This window comes from Brasilonema sp. UFV-L1 (assembly GCF_012912105.1).
Taxonomy (GTDB): domain Bacteria; phylum Cyanobacteriota; class Cyanobacteriia; order Cyanobacteriales; family Nostocaceae; genus Brasilonema.
Genome location: NZ_QMEA01000104.1, coordinates 1 through 22879, shown reverse-complemented (window position 1 = coordinate 22879; position 22879 = coordinate 1). Strand labels below are relative to the sequence as shown.

16 protein-coding genes are annotated in these 22879 nt (G+C 40.4%); 9 read left to right on the top strand and 7 right to left on the bottom strand.

Annotated elements, in window-relative coordinates; translation table 11 throughout:
- Nucleotides 1-59: 59 nt before the first annotated feature.
- Nucleotides 60-959, bottom strand: a complete 900-nt coding sequence (locus DP117_RS24705) for a class I SAM-dependent methyltransferase (RefSeq protein ID WP_169220880.1) — start codon at nt 957-959, stop codon at nt 60-62.
- A 542-nt stretch (nt 960-1501) separates the two neighbouring features.
- Here DP117_RS24705 and DP117_RS24700 point away from each other — a divergent pair.
- From DP117_RS24700 to DP117_RS24665, 8 genes are all read left to right on the top strand, one after another.
- Complete coding sequence (locus tag DP117_RS24700; RefSeq protein WP_169220879.1) at nt 1502-3400, top strand: response regulator; 1899 nt, start codon at nt 1502-1504, stop codon at nt 3398-3400.
- A gap of 84 nt (nt 3401-3484) precedes the next feature.
- Nucleotides 3485-7510 carry a PAS domain-containing protein gene (locus tag DP117_RS24695; RefSeq protein WP_169220878.1) on the top strand — a complete coding sequence of 1342 codons (4026 nt, stop codon included), beginning with the start codon at nt 3485-3487 and terminating at the stop codon, nt 7508-7510.
- Between the two features lie 467 nt (nt 7511-7977).
- Entirely contained in the window at nt 7978-8337 is a 360-nt protein-coding gene (locus tag DP117_RS24690; RefSeq protein ID WP_169220877.1) for a response regulator, read from the top strand.
- A 307-nt stretch (nt 8338-8644) separates the two neighbouring features.
- On the top strand, nt 8645-9022 hold the full coding sequence (locus tag DP117_RS24685; RefSeq protein ID WP_169220881.1) for a response regulator: 378 nt from the start codon (nt 8645-8647) through the stop codon (nt 9020-9022).
- 135 nt (nt 9023-9157) lie between these two features.
- Nucleotides 9158-9586, top strand: a complete 429-nt coding sequence (locus DP117_RS24680; protein WP_169220876.1) for a response regulator — start codon at nt 9158-9160, stop codon at nt 9584-9586.
- Nucleotides 9587-9696: 110 nt separating this feature from the next.
- Entirely contained in the window at nt 9697-12948 is a 3252-nt protein-coding gene (locus DP117_RS24675; RefSeq protein ID WP_169220875.1) for a GAF domain-containing protein, read from the top strand.
- Nucleotides 12949-13851: 903 nt separating this feature from the next.
- Nucleotides 13852-14427, top strand: a complete 576-nt coding sequence (locus DP117_RS24670) for a hypothetical protein (protein WP_169220874.1) — start codon at nt 13852-13854, stop codon at nt 14425-14427.
- A gap of 187 nt (nt 14428-14614) precedes the next feature.
- On the top strand, nt 14615-16126 hold the full coding sequence (locus DP117_RS24665; protein ID WP_169220873.1) for an FAD-dependent oxidoreductase: 1512 nt from the start codon (nt 14615-14617) through the stop codon (nt 16124-16126).
- A gap of 47 nt (nt 16127-16173) precedes the next feature.
- Here DP117_RS24665 and rsgA read toward each other — a convergent pair whose 3' ends face one another.
- The 6 genes from rsgA to DP117_RS24635 all read right to left on the bottom strand — a co-directional run bounded on the left by rsgA (nt 16174) and on the right by DP117_RS24635 (nt 22114).
- Nucleotides 16174-17235, bottom strand: coding sequence for a ribosome small subunit-dependent GTPase A (rsgA, locus tag DP117_RS24660; RefSeq protein WP_169220872.1), 1062 nt, complete (start codon nt 17233-17235; stop codon nt 16174-16176).
- A 255-nt stretch (nt 17236-17490) separates the two neighbouring features.
- A complete protein-coding gene (locus DP117_RS24655; protein WP_169220871.1) occupies nt 17491-17919 on the bottom strand; it encodes a hypothetical protein in 429 nt (142 codons plus the stop codon).
- A gap of 43 nt (nt 17920-17962) precedes the next feature.
- On the bottom strand, nt 17963-18841 hold the full coding sequence (locus DP117_RS24650) for a DUF72 domain-containing protein (protein ID WP_169220870.1): 879 nt from the start codon (nt 18839-18841) through the stop codon (nt 17963-17965).
- A 381-nt stretch (nt 18842-19222) separates the two neighbouring features.
- Nucleotides 19223-19435: a hypothetical protein gene (locus tag DP117_RS24645; RefSeq protein ID WP_169220869.1), complete on the bottom strand. Its 213-nt coding sequence runs from the start codon at nt 19433-19435 to the stop codon at nt 19223-19225.
- A gap of 206 nt (nt 19436-19641) precedes the next feature.
- On the bottom strand, nt 19642-20211 hold the full coding sequence (locus tag DP117_RS24640; RefSeq protein ID WP_169220868.1) for a peptidoglycan-binding domain-containing protein: 570 nt from the start codon (nt 20209-20211) through the stop codon (nt 19642-19644).
- 262 nt (nt 20212-20473) lie between these two features.
- Nucleotides 20474-22114 carry a fibronectin type III domain-containing protein gene (locus tag DP117_RS24635; protein WP_169220867.1) on the bottom strand — a complete coding sequence of 547 codons (1641 nt, stop codon included), beginning with the start codon at nt 22112-22114 and terminating at the stop codon, nt 20474-20476.
- A gap of 244 nt (nt 22115-22358) precedes the next feature.
- Here DP117_RS24635 and DP117_RS37050 point away from each other — a divergent pair, with 244 nt between their 5' ends.
- Complete coding sequence (locus tag DP117_RS37050) at nt 22359-22487, top strand: hypothetical protein (RefSeq protein ID WP_282440324.1); 129 nt, start codon at nt 22359-22361, stop codon at nt 22485-22487.
- Nucleotides 22488-22879: the final 392 nt, after the last annotated feature.

Here is a 22879-nt window from a genome sequence, read left to right as displayed (position 1 = left end):
CCTCACCCCGGCGCTGGCTCCTCCTGACTCCTTCACTGTGTACTGTGTACTGTTTTAAGTTAGTCTAGTTGGTTACTGTAAGCACTATAGCCATAAGCCAAAGTTTCTTTCATAGCTGCTGATGGCTTGAGACTTCTATTAATTAATTTAGCAAATGGTATCCGGATTCCTTTGATCGTTTCTGGTAAAATTGCATATTCTTGTGTTGGTTCTACAGTGTATTGTGGACACTTAACTTTCATTCCAGAAGCAGTTAACATTGCATCTATTTCTGCTGCAGAATATTGCTTGAGATAAACTGAGTTCTGCTTTGGATTGAACCTTCTGATTAAATTATGAATAATATGAGAAGGACAAGACTTGTTGTGAAAAGAATGATTGAATACGAAAGTTCCACCTGGTTTGAGGACACGAGAGATTTCAACCAAGAGCTTTCTAATTTGCGCTTCTGGTATATGCATAAAGACACAATTAGAAATTATCAAATCTACAGAATTATCTTCTAAAGGCAATAATTCAGCAGAAGCACAAATAATAGAAAATTCTGCTCCAGGGAAAAAATCATATTCTTGTTTACATTTGAGTAAGCGTCGCAATAAAGATTCAGAGATGTCTATTCCATAATATTTCTGACATTTTAAATTTTTATCTTTTGAAAGAAACAAAGGAATTCGACCATAACCACAGCCAATTTCAAGAATAGAATCTACAGACTTGTTGATCGGAAACTTATTCCAAGTTCCTCCAGGTCTTCCGGTTAAAAGAGTGTAATCTTGTTTCAGTGGTGATGTTTCTTCTGCTTGTTCAATTTTTTGAGAACCGTAGTATGTCTCGCCAATTTTGTCCCATCTTTGTTTTTGTTCAGTACTGTTCAACTGTGCATAATCGTTAGGGAAATAGATGCCATCTTGAAGTTGAAAGTCATTCAAACTGATTTTGCTGTTTACTGATTTGCTCATTAGATTATTCCTCATTTAGGAATGAATATGTTCTTGGTTGTCCTTTTTTGGGTTGGTACCAGGGCTGTGATATCTTCTCTAGAGCGCAGATATACTCATCACTATTAAAGCAAAGCTAGACTTAGTAACAGGAGGCTGTGTCGAGGCAAATTCTATTGTAGCTGAGTTGATACTTAGTCAGAGCACGTACCCCTGTACGTTACGCAGAAAATCAATCTATATTAGAATACAAGCTTTTTGTTCCTCCTTTGGAATTATTTGTGTTTTTACGGACGGATGATTTCAGTGAAAACTTTGAGAAAATTATATAAAAATATCAATTCTATAGCTATACTGTCTTTTTAGAAATTATTCTTGATACTCAAGGTGGCTTCCTATGCAAATATGATCAAACGATATGCTAAACACCCTTAACTTGCATACACCACAACTGTGTCTTGTTTAAAAAAGGACTAATTTTCTACTGAAAAACAATTTGAAAAATTGGGTTTAATGTTCTTGCCTAGAGTAAAAGTGGATCTCTCAAGAAGGGAGTATTTCGCATGAAAATTCTTGTTGTTGAAGATGATGACCTCAATGCTTTGTTACTTGAAAAAGCACTCAAAGCGTATAAATACCAGATTGAGATTGCAAATGATGGTCAATCTGGTCTTGAGTTGGCAAAGACATTTGAGTATGATCTACTTCTGCTAGATGTCATGCTTCCTAAGATAGATGGTCTTAATCTTTGTCGCCAACTCCGTCTGGAGGGTTGCCAAGTGCCTATTCTGATGATGACTGCAATTGATAGTACCAACCTTCGCGTTATGGGTATAGAGGTGGGTGCAGATGATTTTCTAGTCAAGCCTGTTGATATATCAGAGTTAGTCGCTCGGATTCGAGCTTTACAGCGGCGAGAAAGGGTGATGACGTCCACAGTATTCAGTTGGGAAAACTTACAACTTGACACAAACATTCGAGAAGTGACTTACAACAACAAGAGTTTGCACCTCACCCCCAAAGAGTATGGTATACTAGAGCTCCTGTTGCGAAATCCTCGTCAAACATTCAGTCGAAGTGCTTTGCTTGACAGCGTTTGGTCGTCCTTTGAATCTCCTGGAGAAGAAGCTGTGACAACGCAAATTAAAGGTTTACGGCAAAAGCTAAAAGCAGTAGGCATGACCAAAGATTTGATTGAGACAGTTTACGGATTAGGCTATCGGCTACGAGAACATGAAAAGCAAGATAGCACACAACGATCACATAACCACAGTCTGAACAAAACGATATCACATACCGAGCTTTTGGAAAAGCACAAAGCTGAAGCAGAGGTTAAAACTGTGATCAAAAGAATATGGGAAGAATTTAGAGAGAATCGGTTGGGAGAACAGTTAAAGTTATTTGAACGAGTGTTAGCACACTTACCAACTGGAAACCGAGACAGTCAGCTACTTGAACAAGCACAGATAGAGGCTCACCGCTTAGCTGGTACTTTGGGATGTTATGGTTTGCATAGAGGTTCAGAGATAGCACGGGAAATTGAAATATTACTGCAAACCCTCAACTTTGAGAAGCAATGCCCACCCTTGCAGTTAAAGAAGTTAGAAAAATTAATCACATCACTGAAAAAAATATTACACCAGCAGCCATCTACACCTGCTACACCTCCTACCTTTAAAATACCATCTGCACGAGTGCTGATCATTGATGATGATACTGTGTTCACAGAACTAATCAAAGTAGAAGCAGCAACTTGGAATTTGCAGGTAGAAATTGTAACAAATTTTACTACGGCAAGTAGCATCATGACTCAGCGCCCTCCTGATGTCATTTTACTGGATTTGACTTTTTCCTACTCACAGGACAATGGTTTCGCCTTCTTAGCAGAAATAGCTCAACATCAGTCTGAAATTCCGGTTATCATTTTTACCGCATCCAATCAATTTCGTTATCGAGTGGAAGCCGCACGTCTGGGAGCACATATCTTTTTACAAAAATCTGTATCTATTGATGAGGTGTTGTTTGCTGTCAGGACAGCACTACATCAACATACTACTCCTAAAGCGAAAGTCATGGTTGTAGATGATGACCCCATTGTGCTAAATCATGTGAAAACATTGCTTTTACCTTGGGGATTCAACGTCACAACACTGCAACACCCTCAACAATTTTGGAAGGTGTTAGAAGCGACGGCTCCCAAGTTGCTGATTTTAGACATTGAAATGCCTGATTTTAATGGGATTGAACTATGTCAAGTGGTTCGTCAAGATAGCCGTTGGAGTCATTTGCCTGTACTGTTTCTTTCTGTCCATTTTGATGCAAAAATAGTGCATCAAGTGTACGCAGCTGGAGCTGATGATTATGTACGTAAGTCACTTATGGCAGAACAACTGGTTACTCGCGTCCTTAATCGGTTAGAGCGGACACACAGACAAAAGTTAACTGTTCATCAAACGCCGTAGTCAGGAAATTCACGGCTGTAGTACTATTTTAACAAAACTTAACAAAGAATTTTGAGATATTGAGAACAAATCCTAGAAAATCTTATGTGTCCTGTTAATGAAATAGCCAAGGTTAATCAGCAACTAGCCCTAGCTTTAGAAGCAGCCAAAATGGTTATTTTGGAATGGGATTTGCTGAGTAATAGTGTTATTTTCTCAAGCAGTGACGAACAGTTACTTGGAGTAGCACCTGGAACTTTTCCAAAAACTTACGACGCTGCTATGGCTCTTGTTCACCCGGATGATAAAGAAGCTGTGAAATTCGCTTTGAATGAAGCACGTACCCAAAGGCGTGATTATCATCAAGAATTACGAATTTGTGAGCCGAATGGCAAAATGCACTGGATTTCGGCAAAGGGAAGATTTTTTTATAACGATCAAGGTCAAGCAATGCGGATGCTAGCAACTATTATCGAGATTAGCGATCGCAAAGCTAAAGAATCACAACTGCGTCTGTTGGAGTCTGTCGTTGTGCATACCAATGACGCAGTGATCATTACTGAAGCTGAACCTCTTGACTCTCCTGGCCCGCGAATTGTCTATGTGAACCCGGCTTTTACCCAAGTGACAGGTTATACTCAAGAGGAAGTTTTAGGCAAGACACCGCGTATCCTCCAGGGAGAAAAAACTGACCGAGCAGCTTTAGATAAAACTCGCGCAGCAATGCAAAACTGGCAATCAGTGCAGGTTGAGTTGATTAACTATACTAAAGACGGCAGAGAATTTTGGGTCGAAATCAGTATTTTTCCAGTCAAAGATGAAACTGGTTGGTATACTCACTGGGTATCAGTGCAGCGAGATATTACTGAGCGAAAGCAAGCAGAAATTGCATTGAAAGAGAGCGAAGAGCGATTTCGCCAGATAGCAGAAAATATACAAGATGTCTTTTGGGTATCAGATGACATTAATAATCAAATAATCTACGTCAGCCCAGCATACGAAAAAATTTGGGGGCGCACACGCGAAAGTTTATACGCCAATTGGAGAGATTGGATCAATGCTATCCATCCTGAAGACCAGGAACGAGTGGAAGCTTTGAATTTTGAAGCCGTGTTGCAAGGTGAAGAGTTTAATCCGGACTATCGCATTGTGCGTCCAGACGGAACGGTACGGTGGATTCGAGACAGGGGGTTTCCGATTAAGGATGAGTTTGGACAAGTCCAGCGTTTCATTGGGATAGCACAGGATATCACTGAACAAAAACTTACCGAAGTAGCTTTGCAACAGAGCGAGGAACGGTTTCGCCAAATAGCAGAGAACATTCACGATGTTATTTGGATGTCTGACGGTAAAAACCACCAGATACTCTACGTTAGCCCAGCTTACGAAAAAATTTGGGGGCGTAAGCGTGAAAGCTTGTACGCCAATGAGTTAGACTGGGTGAATGGTATTCATCCTGAAGACCAGGAACGAGTTTACACTTCATATATTGATCTTTGTCAAAACACACTTGTAAATACGTATGACACGGAGTATCGCGTTGTGCGTCCAGACGGAACGATACGATGGATTCGAGACCGGGCGTTTCAGGTTAAAGATGAATTTGGACAAGTCCAACGTATCATTGGAATAGCAGAAGATATCACTGAACACAAACTCGCCGAAGTTGCTTTGAGAGAGAGTGAAGAACGGTTTCGCCAGATTGCAGAGAATATTCAGGATGTCTTTTGGGTAGTAAACCCCATAAAGAACCAGACAATCTACGTTAGTCCAGCTTACGAAAAAATTTGGGGACGTAAGTTTGAAAACTCGTATCCTAGTTTTGATGAGTGGATAAGTAGCTTACATCCGGATGACAGTGAAAGAGTGCTAGCGACTCTTGATCAAGAAAAACACCAAGAATTTAAACATGAGTATCGCATCGTGCGTCCAGATGGAACAGTACGGTGGATTCGAGATCGGGGGTTTCCGATTAAGGATGAATTTGGACAAATCCAACGTATCATTGGAATTGCAGAGGATATCACTGAACACAAACTTGCCGAAGTTGCTCTCAGAGAGAGTGAGGAACGATTTCGCCAAATTGCAGAGAATGTTCAAGATGTCTTTTGGGCAATGAATTTTGCAAACCAGCAGCTCATCTACGTTAGTCCGGCTTACGAAAGAATTTGGGGGCGTAAATGTGAAAACTTGTATGATAGTTGGGATGACTGGATAAATAGCTTACATCCTGAGGACGCTGAAAAAGCGCAGGCAACTTTTCGTCAAACAATACCTCAAGAATTTGAGCATCAGTATCGCATTGTCCGTCCAGATGGAACAGTACGGTGGATTCAAGAACGAGGGTTTCCACTCAAGGATGAGTTGGGACAATTCCACCGCTTAGTTGGGATTGCACAAGATATCACAGAACGTAAACTTGCCGAAGCAGCCCTTGAGCAACTTAATGAGGAATTAGAACTCCGAGTTCAACAACGTACACTTGAACTGGAACGTTCTCAAACAATCCTGCAACAGCAAGTAGAACGAGAACAGTTGATGACACGCCTGACTCAAGAAATACGCCAGTCTCTCAACTTAAGAACAATCCTTAATAATGTCGTCGTCGAAGTACATAAATTGCTCGCAACTGACCGAGTTATAGTCTACCAAATGCAGCCAGATGGGACTGGACAAATCGTTTCTGAAGCTGTTGTCGAAGAAGAATGGATTAGGATTTTAGATCGGACATTTCCTGAAGAGGCTTTCCCAGAACAATGTCGCCAACGCTATCTCCAAGGAGAAATTTACATCCTTAATGACAACAGTAAGCAGGAGAAAATAATACCTTGCTGTGTTACGGACTTTTTAGCAGAAATTCAAGTTAAGGCAGAGTTAGTGATTCCCATTATCCAAAAGCAAACCATTTGGGGATTGCTTATAGTCCACCAATGTAGCGAACCAAGAGAATGGCAAACCTGTGAAATAGACTTACTCAAGCAGTTAACTAGCCAAATGGCGATCGCCATTCAACAATCACAACTCTACCAGCAACTGAAAGAAGAACTGCACGAACGCCGAAGAATAGAATTAAAATTACGCCGTAGCGAAACTCTATTTCGTTCTTTGAGTGAGTTGGCACCTGTGGGTATTTTTAAAGGAGATGCTCAAGGACAAATTATCTATACTAATCCTCGTTGTCAGGCAATTTGTGGCTTTACCTTTGAACAAGCTCTTGGCTATGGTTGGACACAGTTTATTCACCCTGAAGACTACCAACTTTCTCAAGTCTATCCGACTGCATTCTCACTAGACACAGAATTCTCTCACGAGATGCGTTTTGTTCACCAGGATGGAACTATCCGGTTTACTCAGGTTAAGATAGTTCCCATCTTTTCCGAGTCAGGTGAACTCGTCGGTCATGTTGGTACAGTAGAAGATATCACGGAAAGTCAGGCGATTGAGAGAATGAAACAAGAATTTATCTCAATTGTCAGCCATGAACTGCGAACACCTCTTGCCTCTATTCGCGGTTCTTTGGGATTACTAGCGGCTGGCGTACTCAAAAATCAGCCCGAAACTTCTCAACAAATGTTAGAAATCGCCGCTAGCGACACAGAACGTTTGGTTCGTTTGGTAAATGATGTTCTCGACTTAGAACGCCTAGAAGCTAACAAAGTTTTTTTGGTCAAGCAATGGTGCGATGCTGCTACATTAATGCGTCAGTGTGTAGAAACTATGCGATCGCTTGCAGCAGAAAACAACATTACACTTTCTATTTTACCTTGTTCCGTGCAAGTTTGGGGAGGTCCAGACCAAATTATCCAAACTCTTGTCAATTTGGTAAGCAACGCCATTAAATTTTCACCTCCAAAAACTACAGTCACGTTGAGTGTTGAACTTTTAGCAGATCATGTTTTATTTAAAGTTCAAGATCAAGGAAGAGGTATTCCCAGTGACAAGCTAGAAGCGATTTTTGGACGGTTTCAACAGGTTGATGCTAGTGACTCACGCCAAAAAGGAGGAACTGGTTTAGGTTTAGCAATCTGTCGCAGTATTGTACAACAGCATGGGGGCGGAATCTGGGTCGAGAGTGTTTTAACCAAAGGAAGCGTTTTCTACTTCACTCTACCTCGACCGCCTCAAAGCTAAGTTCACACTTTCACGGTAGAGCTATGTTACCGAAAAACTGGGTTTAAAGCCCCGTCCTTCTAGGACGGCTTTAGCCAAAACGTATTATAATCGAGACGCCGGGGTGAAACTCCTCTAACATCGTGAAACAGTTAAGACACACTTTGAGTTAGAAATTTTAGGGGCAACGAGCAGCGAGAACTCGATAAACAGCTAAGACTTTCAAACGATTGTCAAAAATTAAAAAGCTTTGGAGTAATCCACGTACCATGGGGCACATGGGAACGTACCCTGAAACGGGTAAACGCTTGGGGAGTTGAGCCACTGCGTTGGGCGGCTCTGCCGACTTGTAGCATGTGGCGTGTCCTTAAGTGGGGCGTAGTGTAAAAAGCTGTGTCTCGGACAAGTATGAACCGTAAGACCTGTAAGAGGGGAAACCTGGCGGAGGCAAGTTCAGCCCAAGAATCCCCGTACCTTTAGGTTGGGGAGTGTCAATAAAGCGTGTTTTGGTCATTGATGACGAGAAAAACCTGTGTCTTGTGATTAAAGCTTGTTTAGAAAACATAGGACATTGGCAAGTACTAACGGCTTTCTCAGCTAGCAAAGGACTAATATTAGCTCAAACACAACTTCCTGACGTTATCCTGCTAGATGTCATGATGCCCGATCTGGACGGGCTGGCACTATTTGAACAGTTACAAAAGAATCCATTGACTCAAAAAATTCCAGTGATTTTGATGACTGCTAAAGTGCAGCAGATAGACTTGAAACAATATGCACAGTTAGGCATCATAGGCGTGATTTCCAAACCTTTTGATCCCTTGAAATTGGTGAACCAAATCGTTTAATTAGTAGAAAATGCTCAGCAATAGCATAGTATTTGTTTTGTAAACATAAGGCTATATTACAATACGGTTGCTGTTAGGACCTACACCCTTATACCCTTACACCCGTGACCCCCCTAATTGTTGACCCTAGCTCTGCACCAGTTTTGCTTAATTAACTATATCTTTATATCTTTATGAAAGTATCTTTATGAAATAATTCTGAAAAACCTCATTATTTTCTTATTTTTTTGATTTATCTTCAAAAAGAGACAGAAGAATCTGTCTAATGACTGGAAAGCTACAAATAATAAAACTATATTTTCAAACTATGTTTGCAAAGCGCATTTTAGTCATTGATGACGAAAGAAATCTGTGTGCAGTTATTAAAGTTTGTTTAGAACATTTAGGAGGATGGCAAGTGCTAATATCTCATTCTGGTAGCGAGGGACTGCTCTTGGCTGAAACTGAAATTCCTGATGCGATTTTGCTAGATGTTATGATGCCGGATACGAACGGATTGGTGTTGTTATATGCATTGCGAATCAATGCGGTTACCCGAACAATTCCAGTGATTTTGCTCACTGCTAAGACACACCCTATAAGCTCAAATGAATCTGCACAGTTAGGGATTGCAGGTGTGATTGCCAAACCTTTTGACCCTATACAGTTGTCAGATCAGGTTAAGGTACTATTGGAATGGGAATAAGTTTGCCTGAGAAAATGTCTGATATCGTATTTAGTGAAAGACTTATTATTTAGACGGCGGCAAATCTTATGAATCCTCAGAATTTCCTCATCTTCATCGTATAGCTTCATACTTAGTGCTCAGGAACCAAAGACAATGATAAAACCTGTTGCTAAAAGAGTTTTATGTATTGATGATGAACCTAACATACTGTTCATTGTAAAAACCTGTCTGCAAACCCTGGCAGGATGGGAGGTTGAAGTCGCAACATCCGGCACAGAGGGTTTACTCAAAGCACAGGAGTTAAAACCTGATGCCATCCTTTTAGATGTGATCATGCCAGAAATGGATGGTCTGTTTTATTTGCAACAATTACGTTTAAATGACAAAACTCAAGGAATACCTGTAGTTTTTTTAACATTTAACCAGAGTGTTACTGAAGGGCATCAGTTTTTAGGATTAGGTGCGGTGGGGGCGATCGCCAAACCTTTTAACTCTCTAACTCTGGTTTCCCAGATTGCAAAATTTCTGAATTGGAATCTAGAAGGTTCTAATGCACTAAACGAAAAAAGTTATACGCTTTAGTTCAGTCTTTTTGAAACAGGAACTTGCATCTACTCATTCATCAAAAATTTCCATCCAATGGAAATTTTCAAATGTAACCTTTCAAGTACCTCAGTTCCAAAGATTGGTATATGGTTATACAACAAAAAAAATTCAGAAAATTGCAAGAAAATCCTGTTACAAACTTTGAGAAAAAAGATATTTTTTCTTGGTTAAGGCGGACAAGTTTACGCACCAAAGTGATAGCATTTACTTTTCTGATTGGAAATTTGCCAGTATTAGGACTTGGGGCAGTCACCGATTACTTGTTGAACCAATCAACGACAAAAGAAATTATTATTAACAGGCAAGAAAAAGCCAGCTTATTAGCAAATAATATTAGCAATTTTATGCTGAGACGATATGGAGATATTGAAATCCTCTCTCAGTTGACACTTCTACAAAATCACAAATTGATTGGAGTCATCAGCCGTGAACAAATGCAAGCACGGCTAAGTAACTATTTAAATATTGAAAATAGCTATGAAAATATTGCCGTTTTTGATATAGAGGGTAATTTGGTTGCAGATTCAGGAGGACAATTGATTCCGAACCAGAAAAACGAAGAGTATTTTCAAGCAGTCCTCAAAAATAACGAGCCATATATTAGTCAGTCTACAGCTACACAAAACCTAGAGAAATCTAAAATTTACATAGCTGCACCTGTCAAAGACAGTGATACGGGTGAAATCCTCTATGTTATCCGGACAATTATACCCGTCAAATCTTTGGTAAAACAGGTCTTGATTCCCCAAGTGACTCAAGATGATTACGCCTTCATAGATGCTTCCGGAAAAATCTTTTTCTCTAAAACAGGGAATCAAACGAGTTTAGAAGCAAAAGAAGAAATTCCTAACTGGAAAAAGCTACAAGCACATAAAAAAATAAAAACTCACATATTATTTGACAAAAAACATAATACAGAGAAATTAGTGACTCATGTGCCTTGGCAAAAAGTAGCAGGTTTGCCAGATTTGAACTGGACATTAGTATTGAGTCAAAATACAGCAACTGCATTTGCAACCCAGAGACAATTATTACTAGCATTGGAGATCGGGACGTTTATAACGGGATTACTAGTTGGTGGAATTGCAGCATGTATAGCTAATTGTTTGATGAAGCCAATTGAAGCTGCTAATATGGCAGTGCAAAAACTAGGTCAAAGTAATTTTGATACTCGGATTGCAATCAAAGGCAAAGATGAACTTGCAATCTTAGTTTCTCAAATTAATCACATAACAGACCAAGTAGAAGATTTAATACAAAAACAAACTGCTGAAGCCGAGCAATTAAAGTTATTGACAAACATCTTGCTCTCAATTCGCTCTTCGCTTAATGCTGAAGAATTGTTCAAAATCACAGTCACAGAAGCAAGAAAAGCACTCAAAGCGGATCGAGTCGTTATTTATCAGTTCAATGGGAAAGGAGGCGAACAAGTCATAGCTGAATCTGTTGCTCCTGGTTTACCTGTAGCTTTTGGGGAGACAGTTGAAGATGCTTGTATTCATAGAGAAATCATAGAGGCTTACAAACAAGCTCAGGTTATGGCTGTTAACAATGTCTCGGAAGCAGGTTTTTCTCTTGAGCATCAGAAATTGATGAAAAAATTGCAAATCAAAGCCAATTTGGTAACGCCAATCTTAAAAGATAACCAAGTTTTAGGTTTTTTGATTGCTGATCACTGTCAGAAAGTTCATGTTTGGCAGCCCTATGAAATTCATTTCTTGCGGCAGTTGGCACTTCAAGTGGGATTGACTTTAGAACATGTGAGTTTATTTGAAGTTACAAAGACACTCAAAGACCTTGCCATTCACTTGTCTAAAACTCAAAACTCACAAGATATCTATAATTTAGCAGTTCAAAGTATTCGTAAAGCCTTGAAAGTGGAGCGAGCACTCATTTACAAAATAGACGAAAATTTCCACGGAAGCATCATTGCAGAATCGCTAGTTGTAGGTTTGCCTTGTTCTTTAGGTGCAAAAATTTACGATCCATGTTTGAAAAATTATATTGACAAATATCGCCAAGGTCGTGTTGTTGCCATCAATAATATTTACCAGGCTGAGCTGAACGAATGTTATCTCAAACAACTAGAACCGTTTGCAGTCAAAGCAAATTTGGTTGCACCAATTTTGGTAGATAACAACTTGCTCGGTTTATTAATCGCCCATCAATGCTCCCAACCTCGTCTATGGCAACAATCGGAAATCGATTTGTTTGAGCAATTTGCCAGAATTCTTGGGCTAGCTTTAGAACGAGCCAATTTTTTAGAGCAAGCTGAACAAGAACGTCAAGCTGCAGAAAAAGCTTCTCAACTGCAACGTCAGCAGAAAGAAACACTACAAATACAACTCTTAATGTTGATAGACCATCTAGAAGGAGCATATCAAGGTGACTTGACGGTACGTGCTGAAGTGACCGATGGAGAAATTGGTACCGTCGCTGACTTTTTCAACTCTTTATTAGAAAGTTTGCGGGAGATTGTTACCCAAGTCAAACTAGCCGCAACTCAGGTAAATGCTGCAGTTGCAGATAACTCAAGCTCAATGGGTGAACTGGCTGTTGAAACACTCAAACAAGCACAGGAAATTAACACTACCCTGGATGCTGTTGATCAAATGAGGCAATCGATTAAAGCTGTCGCAAAAAGTGCCAAACAAGCTGCAGAAGTTGCTGGTACAGCATATCATGCTGCCGAAGTAGGTAGTACAGCTATAGACTTGACAGTCGAAAATACTTTCAAATTGCGCGAAGTCATGGAGGGAACAGAGATCAAAGTCAAGCGTCTTGGAGAGTCTTTGCAACGAATTTCGCGTGTGGTGGCATTAATTAATCAAATTGCCATACAAACTAACTTGTTAGTGATCAACACTAATTTAGTTATCAACACTGATATCGAAGCAGGGCGTGCTGATAAAGAAGCGCAAGGTTTTGCTGTCATTGCTGAAAAAATTTCTGAATTAGCAGCTCAAAGTAGCCAAGCCAGTTCAGAAATTGAAGAAATTGTTGCCAATATCCAACTAGAAACTAGCGAAGTTGTCAAGGCTATGAAGTTGGGAAGCACGCAAGTTATTAAAGGAACTCATCTGGCTCAAAATACCAAACACAGCTTGAACCATATTCTTGAAGTTTGTCGTCACATTGATCAATTAGTGCAGTCAATTTCTGATGCTACAGTTTCTCAAGTGCAAACCTCCCGAGAAGTCTCGATTCTCATGCAAGACATTGCCAAAGTTTCTGAAATGACAAGCAGCTCATTTTCTCAAGTTTCCACATCTCTGCAAAAAACAGTGGAGATTTCCCAGCAGTTGCAAGAGGGTGTGCGGACATTTAAAGTAAATTAGATTGTGACGTAAACTATCAAAGCTGTACACGAAGTGTCAGTTTTGGCTTCTTTGATACCTCAGAATTTCTTCATTTTTTTTACTTAATGTGTATTGTAGTGTCCCCGACACTGACAGCTATATCTGCTGCTGACGCTGATCAAAGCGTCAGCAATTTTTGTAGTATTGAGACTTTGTAAAAAAGTACGCTCCACATCGTCTAATACCAAGTTGCATTCATACAGGTAATCTTCTTTTTTCTTCCTATGCCCTACGGGCACGCTGCGCTAAAGCGCTCTTTGCACGGCAGTTGCTACAACGGGGGGAACCCCCCGATAGCGCAGCGTGCCCGTAGGGCATAGCTTTGATCGGAGGAAACCTCCGCTCAAACTTCTCTTGGCAACGCACTGCCTCGTCTTTGCGGTTCGTTTCTGAAATTATTTCTTTGAACGCAACTTAGTATAAGATGAGTTACTCGAGACTGTATTGGTCTGGCGGGCTATTTCATTCTAAATGTAAAAGTTGCATGGTATAATGCAGCACTACCAATGGAATGTATCTACTATCATGAGTCAGCCAGCAATTATCGAAGCTTTTGTGGAGCTTAGAGACCCCTGTCCTTGTGCTGGGCTACGACATACCCTGGCGATACGCCTTTGACGTCTGCGCCCTGCGCAATCGCGCCCGGAAATAAAGGATTTTTGGCAATAGGGGATTGGATTGCCAGCTACCGCGAGCAATTAATAGAGTTGTTAAAATAAATTTTATACCGGAATCTACTGTCTCCCACATAAATAAAGGTCATGGTCGAATCGAGAAACGTAGTGTTAGTGTTTGTCAGACAATAAATAGCTTGTTCGCGTGCCGTACAGTACTTTTTTTTGCGTACTATTATGATATTTCTTAAGCAGGAGAATAAAACCTTTGAAAGGTATTGCTAATGAAGTTATAGTTAGGTCGAAGGAAATTGTTAGTCAGTCGAAAGCATTTAGAGCTCAGTCGAAGAAAGTTGTTAGTCAGTCAAAAGCATTTAGAGCTCAGTCGAAGAAAATTGTTAGTCAGTCGAAAATATTTAGAGCTAAGTCGAAGGAAGTTGTTAGTCGAGCGAAGGCATTTAAAGCTATTTATATCGAGCTTGGTTGTCAGTTTATTGCTAATAAAGCTCATTATCTTCAAATTAAAATGCACCAAGAACAAATTAAACAGTTTAAGAAAGCTAAGACAGTAACTTTAATCGAATACGGTAGCCAAAAACAAGTGCCATTATTTGACAGATACACGATCTGGCTTACCCAACACGGATATTCTCAGCAAGCAATTGTCACAAGCGCAGCTAGAGGAGAAATCCAGTATGAACTTGAGATTTTCGCGTCTGAACACGAAGTTTTTGCACTCTATGTAGAATTGCAAAGCAAACAATGCCTGTACCACGCTATTCCCGATTTCGATATAGCCTTGCGAATGCTTAATAGTGTGAAAGAGTCACTCCAGGTAGATTGATGGTTCGTCTCAGCCTTTGGCTTAATTCAAAGTATGGCACTATGTCCAGAGGACACGCTGCGTGAATGTGTTACAAAGGAGCGATCGCGCATTCGCTGCCTACGGCACGCTACTAACACATTCAAAATGAGAGGATATCTCCACCAAATGTTTTAAATTTGATGGTGGGATAAAATTGGAGGGTTATATGTCACAGGTGTCACAAGACAAGCGAGTGGTGGTTGTTGGTGCTGGTTGGGCTGGTTTAGGAGCAACTGACCATTTATCAAAACAAGGATACCACGTGACACTACTAGAAGCAGGTTCTTATCCTGGTGGATTGGTTGCAGGTTGGAAAACAGCCACAGGACGTTCTGTTGAAGCGGGTATTCATGGTTTTTGGTATCCTTACAGAAATATCTTTTCTCTGATAAATCAACTAGGAATTAATCCCTTTACAACTTGGACTCGTTCATCGCAATATTCTCCAGCAGGGTTAGAAGTTGAATCACCCATTTTTCAGGAGTTACCACAACTCCCCACACCTTTGGGAACTTTCCTATATACACAGTTTAAACGTTTGCCACTGATTGATCGCCTTAGTGCCTTGCCTTTACTTTACGCCATTATTGATTTTGATAATTCTGATGAAGCTTGGCGGCGTTATGATTTTGTAACTGCTCGTGAATTGTTCAAAGATTTTGGCGTTTCTGCACGACTCTACCGCGAATCTTTTGAACCAATGTTATTGGTGGGCTTATTTGCTCCAGGAGAACAGTGTTCGGCAGCAGCAACGATAGGAATGCTTTACTATTTTATCTTGGCGCATCAACCGGATTTTGATGTAGTTTGGTGTCGGGGAACTGTAGGAGAAAAAATCTTTCGCCCTTGGGTAGAACGTATTGAAAAATCAGGGGCAAAGGTCTTAGCAAATCGTCGAGTCACTGACTTAGTTGTTGATGACAATAATCAAGTCACAGGAGTTGTTTGCAATAATGAAATCTTTGAGGCTGATGCAGTCATTTTTGCTGTTGGTATCACTGGGATGAAAAAGATTTTATCAAATAGCCCCAGCTTGCAAAAGCGTGATGAATTTCGCAATGTCAGCAATCTAGGAGCAATTGATGTTTTAGCAACTCGGCTATGGTTTGACCGTAAGATTCATATTCCTCGTCCTTCTAATGCTTGTTTTGGATTTGATACAGCAACCGGTTGGACATTTTTTGATTTGAATGCATTGCATGACGAGTACCGTAACGAATCTGGTACAGTTGTTGAAGCTGATTTTTATCATGCTAATCAGTTTATTTCCTTAGAAAATGAGGAAATTGTTCCAAGAGTTCAGCGTTATTTAGCAAATTGTGTGCCGGAGTTTCGCAAAGCCAAAGTTGTTGATAGCAGCGTGATTCGTCTACCACAAGCTGTCTCTCATTTTGCACCTGGTAGCTATCGTTATATGTTACCAGCATTAACGAGTTTTAAAAATGTTTTTATGAGTGGTGATTGGATTGTAACCCGTCATGGTTCCTGGTCACAGGAAAAAGCTTACGTTACAGGTTTAGAAGCAGCAAATTTAGTGATTTCCTATTTTGGAGAAGGTACGCCAGCCAAAATTATACCTGTGGAAACAGATGAGGCACACATTCAATTAGCAAGAACTGTTAACAAGACGGCGCGTCAAATTGGCAAATCTATTTTGCCTGAATTCTGGTTACCGTAAATTAAGAAACCCAGTTTCTTCGAGAAACCGGGTTCTTGTGTTTCTATCTAATGCTTCTTGTGATTTCGCATAGCTTTATGAATTTTCTTCCATTTTTCTTTCTCAGCTAGATTGAGTCTTTCGTCTTGTTTGCGAGCAAGGTAGTTGAGTTCCTTTTGCAGTTTTTGGTAGTTTTGAAACCTTTGGTAATCAAGTCTCCCTTCGTCCAACGCCTGCTGTACTGCGCAACCTGGTTCGTAACTGTGCTGGCAATTACGAAAGTGACACTGCTGTGCTAATGTTTCAATATCTGCAAACGTTTCTTGCAAACCTTCGTCACCCGCCCAAATTTGGATTTCCCTCATTCCTGGGGTATCCATAATTAAACCGCCTGTTGGCAGTACAATTAACTCTCGATGAGTCGTTGTGTGTTTACCTCGGTCATCACCTTGTCGCACTGATTGAACAGTTTGAACAGCTGTTCCCATGAGTTGATTGGTAATGGTAGATTTACCAACGCCAGATGAACCAAGTAAAGCAATCGTGTGTCCTGGTTGGAGGTGTGGTTTTAAGGCATTAAATCCTTGATGATTGGTCGCACTTAAGACTACGATGGATATGCCGAGGGCAATCGCCTCCACTTGAGCCAAACACTGTTCAACATTCTCACACAAATCTGCCTTATTCAAGACAATCACCGGATTTGCACCACTATCCCAAGCCAGAATCAGATAGCGCTCAATTCTTCTAAGATTAAAATCTCCATCTAATCCAGAGACTAAGAAAACAGTATCAACGTTGGTTGCAACAATTTGTTCTTCTGTTTTCGCGCCTACTGTTTTACGGGAAAATTTGCTTTTCCTAGGCAAAATCTCGTGGATAGTTGCTTGCTTTTCACAATCTCTTGCACGGATAACAACCCAATCCCCGACTGCAGGAAAATCTTTAGTTTGGGAAGCCCGATACCGCAGTTTACCTGTCACTTCTGCTGACAGTTCCCCGTGTTCGCTGTAAACGATGTATGTCTTTCTATGTTCAATGGCTACCCTACCAACAGTAAATCCTTCTTGGCGATAGGGTTCAAAGCTGTTAGCAAAAAAATTGCTCCAGCCTAAACAATCTAAATTCATTTAATTTCCTCAATGTGTGCTACTTGTTTTGCACAAGATACACAGAGGATTTTTGAGCTTCATTCCTACAATACAAAGGACTGAACGAGAATCTCTGCGCCTTGTGTTCGATGGTTTAGGGTAGTCAAGGTTACCTTGACGGCTAACAATACAGTCATCGTTCTTTCTCCTTACGCGCTTCTTAAAGATACTAACACTTGCGCCTTTGCCAATTCCGGATAACTAAAGCAAAACTCGTGAAGTGCCATTTTATATTTACCGTGTGTGCAACCCATCCATACCTTGCTTAATCCATCTCAAACATTCATATTCCGAAAGAAATAACTTTGGTGCTGCAATATTATTCAGTGAATCCGGCGGATAATGGTCATAGAAATATTTACCAGCCTCTTGAAAGACGATAATTAAGTTGTTGCGGTAAACGTAGCGAAATTTAAAATTATCGCAATGACTGACAAAATCTGAATATTTATCAATATGTTCTTTGGCAATATCAATAATATTTTCTATACTACTGCCATAGATTCCTGCTGGATTTTCTGCTTTGTGAAATTGACTTTTCTGTGCAATCTCTGATAAGATTTTATATGAATAAATATCGTAACTATCAATGTTACCAAAGACAAACGGAATGATGAGATAACCTTTATATGAAATAGAATTTTCATAAAGAAGACGACTCATCTAACCCTCCTTTAGCTCTTCTACTCAAATTACCACAGTACGCTCACCACAAACTGAGTTGATTCGGGGGATTATCAAGGATATTCCAGGGAAGAGGAGGAACTGCGACACCACTTTGTTCCAATAACTTTTGAAAATGACGCGCTGTAGTAGGCGTTAAGCGAAGCTCTACCGAAGGTAATCGCTCTTCCACAGGACAATGAACAAAAAAATAAATCTGCGTTCCCTGTTGCAACCACTGCGTAATCTGAGTCACCCACTCTTCCATAAAAGGCTGATTCACTGGTAAATTGGGATGGGAAATAAACCGAATCAGACTAAAAGGCGCTGTCACGCTAAATTGCACAGGTACCTTGGGTTTACGACGTTCAGATTGTATTTGCGGATCATCATCTCCGGTGTAGATAGGACGCGAGTCTAGCAGAACCCTTCCAACACCAAGACTTTTTAAAAGTGTTGTCAACTCACCAGCAAATGGTTCTGTAAACCAGTCTTGATGACGAACTTCTAGCGCTAAACGAACGCCCGTTTGCTGCAAAGCTTCGAGAAATGCGCCCAGATCATCAATCAGTGTAGGTGCATAAGCTGGGGGTAACTGAGCAAAAACAGGTCCAAGACGTTTACCCAAAGGACGCATTCCTTCCAAAAATTTTAAAGCATCAGGGATATAAGGTTGCAATCGTCCGTTGTGGGTAATATCTCGCGGTAATTTCAGACAAAATTCAAAATCTTGGGGTGTCTGTGTTGCCCAACGGGTGACTGTCTCTTGATTAGGCACGGCGTAGAAGGTAGTATTACCTTCTACAGTGGTGAAGCGTCGGCTGTAGAGTTGCAAAAAATCACTTTGGCGAGTTCCTTGAGGGAAAAGTTCGCCTACCCAACCTTTATATGCCCAAATAGCGCAACCGATGAAAAAGTTCACAAGTTATCAAAGAAGAAGAAAGTTGAAAATTTAGATTTTTTGCAATTTTCGCTATCTTATGAAGATTTTACACTAAAACAGGACTTACGCAAAATAATGAGAAAATAAACCGCATAGACGCGGAGCGGCTTCCCGCAGGGTAGGACGCAAAGAGCACGAAGTAAGAGTGTTTAAAAGGGTTTTTGCGTAAGTCCTATAAAACCAATACTGCAAGGGATAGCAATAACTTAGAAACCCGGTTTCTTGTAAACGTCTGGTGGGTAAGTATTTCATCGTTTAGAAACCGGGTTTCTAGTCTCCAAAATATTGTTAACCGAGCAGTATTGACACTAAAAGAGTATATTGCGTTCTTTTTATACCAAAAGAGAGAACCCAAAATCATTACAGTTTGTAAAAATTGTAGACAATCAAAACAAAGCGTAGAACTTTTTTTCCAAAGATACCGTGTCTAACAACAGTAAAGATGATAAAAAATTTATCGGCATAGACATTTGGAGAACTATTGACATCCAAAAAGTCAAACAGAGGATTGATCAAATTACTATTAAGCTTGAGAGCGTTTTGAGAAAATACGACTCTAAAATCAAGAGTCATGACTCATTTCACCAGAGGCAAGACTGGAAAGACTAACATTTCTAATGCTGTGCTTTGGAATGGTAGCTTTATTTGGACCACGTTGTACTAGGTTAGGAACAAGTCCTAACCCAGTTTCAGTCGTTAATATATGGAAACCAATAAAGTCTCGTTATTTCAACTGAAACTCATCAAACTTAATACCTACTTTTTGGCGAAGGTGATTGTTATGAGCAAAGATTACTAGACCAATCTTGAGAACCTCGACCTAGTTGACATTTATATTGCTCACCTACCCAAACAATCTCCCACTTGTTTTGTTTGGTTTTTAATTCGATGCGTCGTCGTATTGCGTTGACTGAATCATCAGGCAATCCTACTATGGTATGCACAATCTCAGCAGTTTCTCCTGTCGGATATGCAACTACGATCTCCTCTGACTTTTTTCCCTCTTCTTCTTTGTGATTGTCAAACAATTGTACAGCGACTGCTTTTGGATTAGAGACTTTAATCCGGTTAGAAGAGATAAATTCTTGTACGTTAATCACCCGAAAATTGGAACGTGGATCACTTGGTTGCAATGCTGCATTTAATTTAGACCAAGTTTTTTCGCCCACAATACCGTCAGCAACGAGTTGTTGTGATTTTTGAAAATTTATCACAGCCTCCTTAGTTTTTGGTCCAAAAATACCGTCAACAACATCTGAATAAAAATTGAGTTTTTTCAAACTTTCTTGTAGCTTAGTTACTTCTGCACCTTTTGAACCTTCCTTAAGTACAACGGAAATAGCGTTCATAATTTGTCCTTTCTCTAAACTCGACTACGTTTGTTGCGAATTGACCTTCATGTTTTGTGTGAAGTTATACTTAAAATCACTTCTGAAAAAGCTGATTCCGGACGCACAAATGTAAAAATTTAAAACTTATGACATCCCCTTACACCCTTGCGATCGCACTGAGTACAGAAAAATTATTTTCATGCGATGCTACCACGTCCTCGCCGCAAAGAAAGACAATGCGGAAGCCGCCACTTCGGCGATCGCCATTCAAGAGTGTTCTTTATTTCAACTCAAACTCATCAAACTTAATAACTTCCGAATCTGGCTTACGCGTATCAAAACGATAGCTGCTAATTCTACCCGTACCTGTGTCAAAGATACTAAAAACCGTGATATCATTACTTGCAATGTAGGGCATTGGTTTACCATCTTCTCCCAATAATGGGACAATTGTTGGTACTACAGGTTCTAAACCATTAGGATTACCAAGTTCAGCATAAGATTCTTTGTACCCAACAGGGACTTCTCGCTTATTGTCATCCCAAGCAGCACCGTAAGAGTTACCAACATTAGAAGTTTCTAAAAACTGCATTCCCAACTGACTACGAAAGCGGTTCCACAAATGAGAATGCCCATAAAATACTAACTGCACACCAGCAGTCTCAAGTAAAGGCACAACATCACGGATGAGGTAATCTGCATCCTTGGGGTACTCGTAACGAACTGCCTTGATGTTGCCATCAGCATCGCGTTCGGTGATTTGTACAGGTTCTGTATATGCAGGAACTATATTACCACCCAATGTATGAGGCGGATGATGCAACATCACAACTTTATATTTTGCTTGCTGAAATTCAGGACTGTTAAGTTCTTGTGCTAGCCAATTGTACTGCGTGCTTCCTTTGGCAATTGGTTCATAAATATGTTGTCCGTAACCCCAATTTTCTGGAGTGTCCAAATCTTTTTCTCGTTCTCGGTATCGACCTCTAGCTTGTGCATCTAAGTTAGGAGTCCGCCACATATTTGTCGCGTACAGAACAACTAACCGCACGTCACCAAAGCTGACTGCGTAGTAAGTTTTTCCACCTTCTTGACTTTGTGGTAAGGTAAAAATCTCTTCATAGGTATCACTATTAAAAGAATTATCCTTTAAAAATTCCTCTCCATATAACTTGAGAGCAACTGCACGAGGAATCGTCGCATCAAATTCATCATTTATGCTCTCACGTCCATAGCGTCCCATAATCTCATGGTTACCAATACAAGTAAACATCGGCGCGTGTTGAATGATTTCGCCGCCTGTGTAGGTTGTGTTGACTCCGTTGCTGTTCATTTCATAATTAGCACGACCTTGCAAACAAGGAAAGAACGCACCGCCACGATTATCATCAAACCATTCTGAGGCGCGATCCGGAATATTGACCAAATCACCAGCAAACCAAACCGCATCAACTCGTCCAATCGTCTCGACTACCTTTTGCAGATTTGCTGCAACCATTGGCTTGATTTGATGGTCAGAAGTCAGTAGAACTTTTAGTGGTTTACCAGGACTAGGCTTGGGTGCAAAAGTAAACACTTTGCTACTAACACTTTCGCCATCTTCCCTTACACTTGTTATACGGTAAGAAACTCGCGTGTCAAGAGTCAAGCCTGTAATTTGGGCTTCGTGTCGCCAAATGTCACGTGAGACAGGATGTTGATAAACTTGTCCGTCTTCAGTTTGATTTTTGACTCGTGAGTGTTGATCTTCGCGTATGCGCTTGAGTTGAGTCGTTGTAGCGATCGCAGTTTGCGCTAAATTCTCACCTACGGTGACGACATGTCCATAACCAGCAAATTCAGTAAACCACACGACTTGCACTGAAGTGTCTGTTGGTAGTTGCACAAACGGATCGGTCAGCAGCTGGGGTGGTGATGTCATAATGTTTGCGAGAGATAAACACACGTTTATTACGTTAAGTCATTTAAGTGAAAGTTTGGTTAAGCTTTGAGTTTCCCATCAAACCGCTTCTTCCTATTTGCTATTATCAGACCAGAAGAGTCAAGATACGTCTGTAGTCTGATGCCATTGTGCCTACCATATGACTTATAAATGCTATGGTTGATAAAATCGCGTCGTGACAACAAGCGTGATCTAGTTAGTTGGTAAACCATCTGCCTGCAACATGATGAAAGTAGCACAACCAAAAAACTGGCTGCAGCAAAGCCGTTATAGCAATCGCGGAAGTGCTTATTTGTTTGCACCGATGGTCGATTTTAACATCATGGCAGAAGTTGGAGACACTCCCCCTTAGTATTTAGTTGTATTTGAATAGAAGTACCACGAGAAGTTCAACAACAATTGCATTTTTCTGTAGGTGAATGAAGGAGACATTTCTCCTGTTGCTACGAAATGCCTAGAAAGAAAGTTGTTGTGTTGAAGAAGCAGTTGATTGAACTGCATCTGGTGGGTTAAAAGCTATAACTTCAAAAGCAGGAAGTCACCTCAAAGAAAATAACTGTATCAGCAATAGTGTAAAAACTCTTGTTTTTACATTCTCTGCGAAAGCAAACATTAGCCTATTTAGACAGCTTGATGGTTCATACTTCCACAAACTGAATCTAAGGCTTTTGAACTCGCCCAGAGAAAAACATTGTCAGTTATCAGTTATCAGTTACCAGTTTGAAGAAGAATGCAGAATACAGC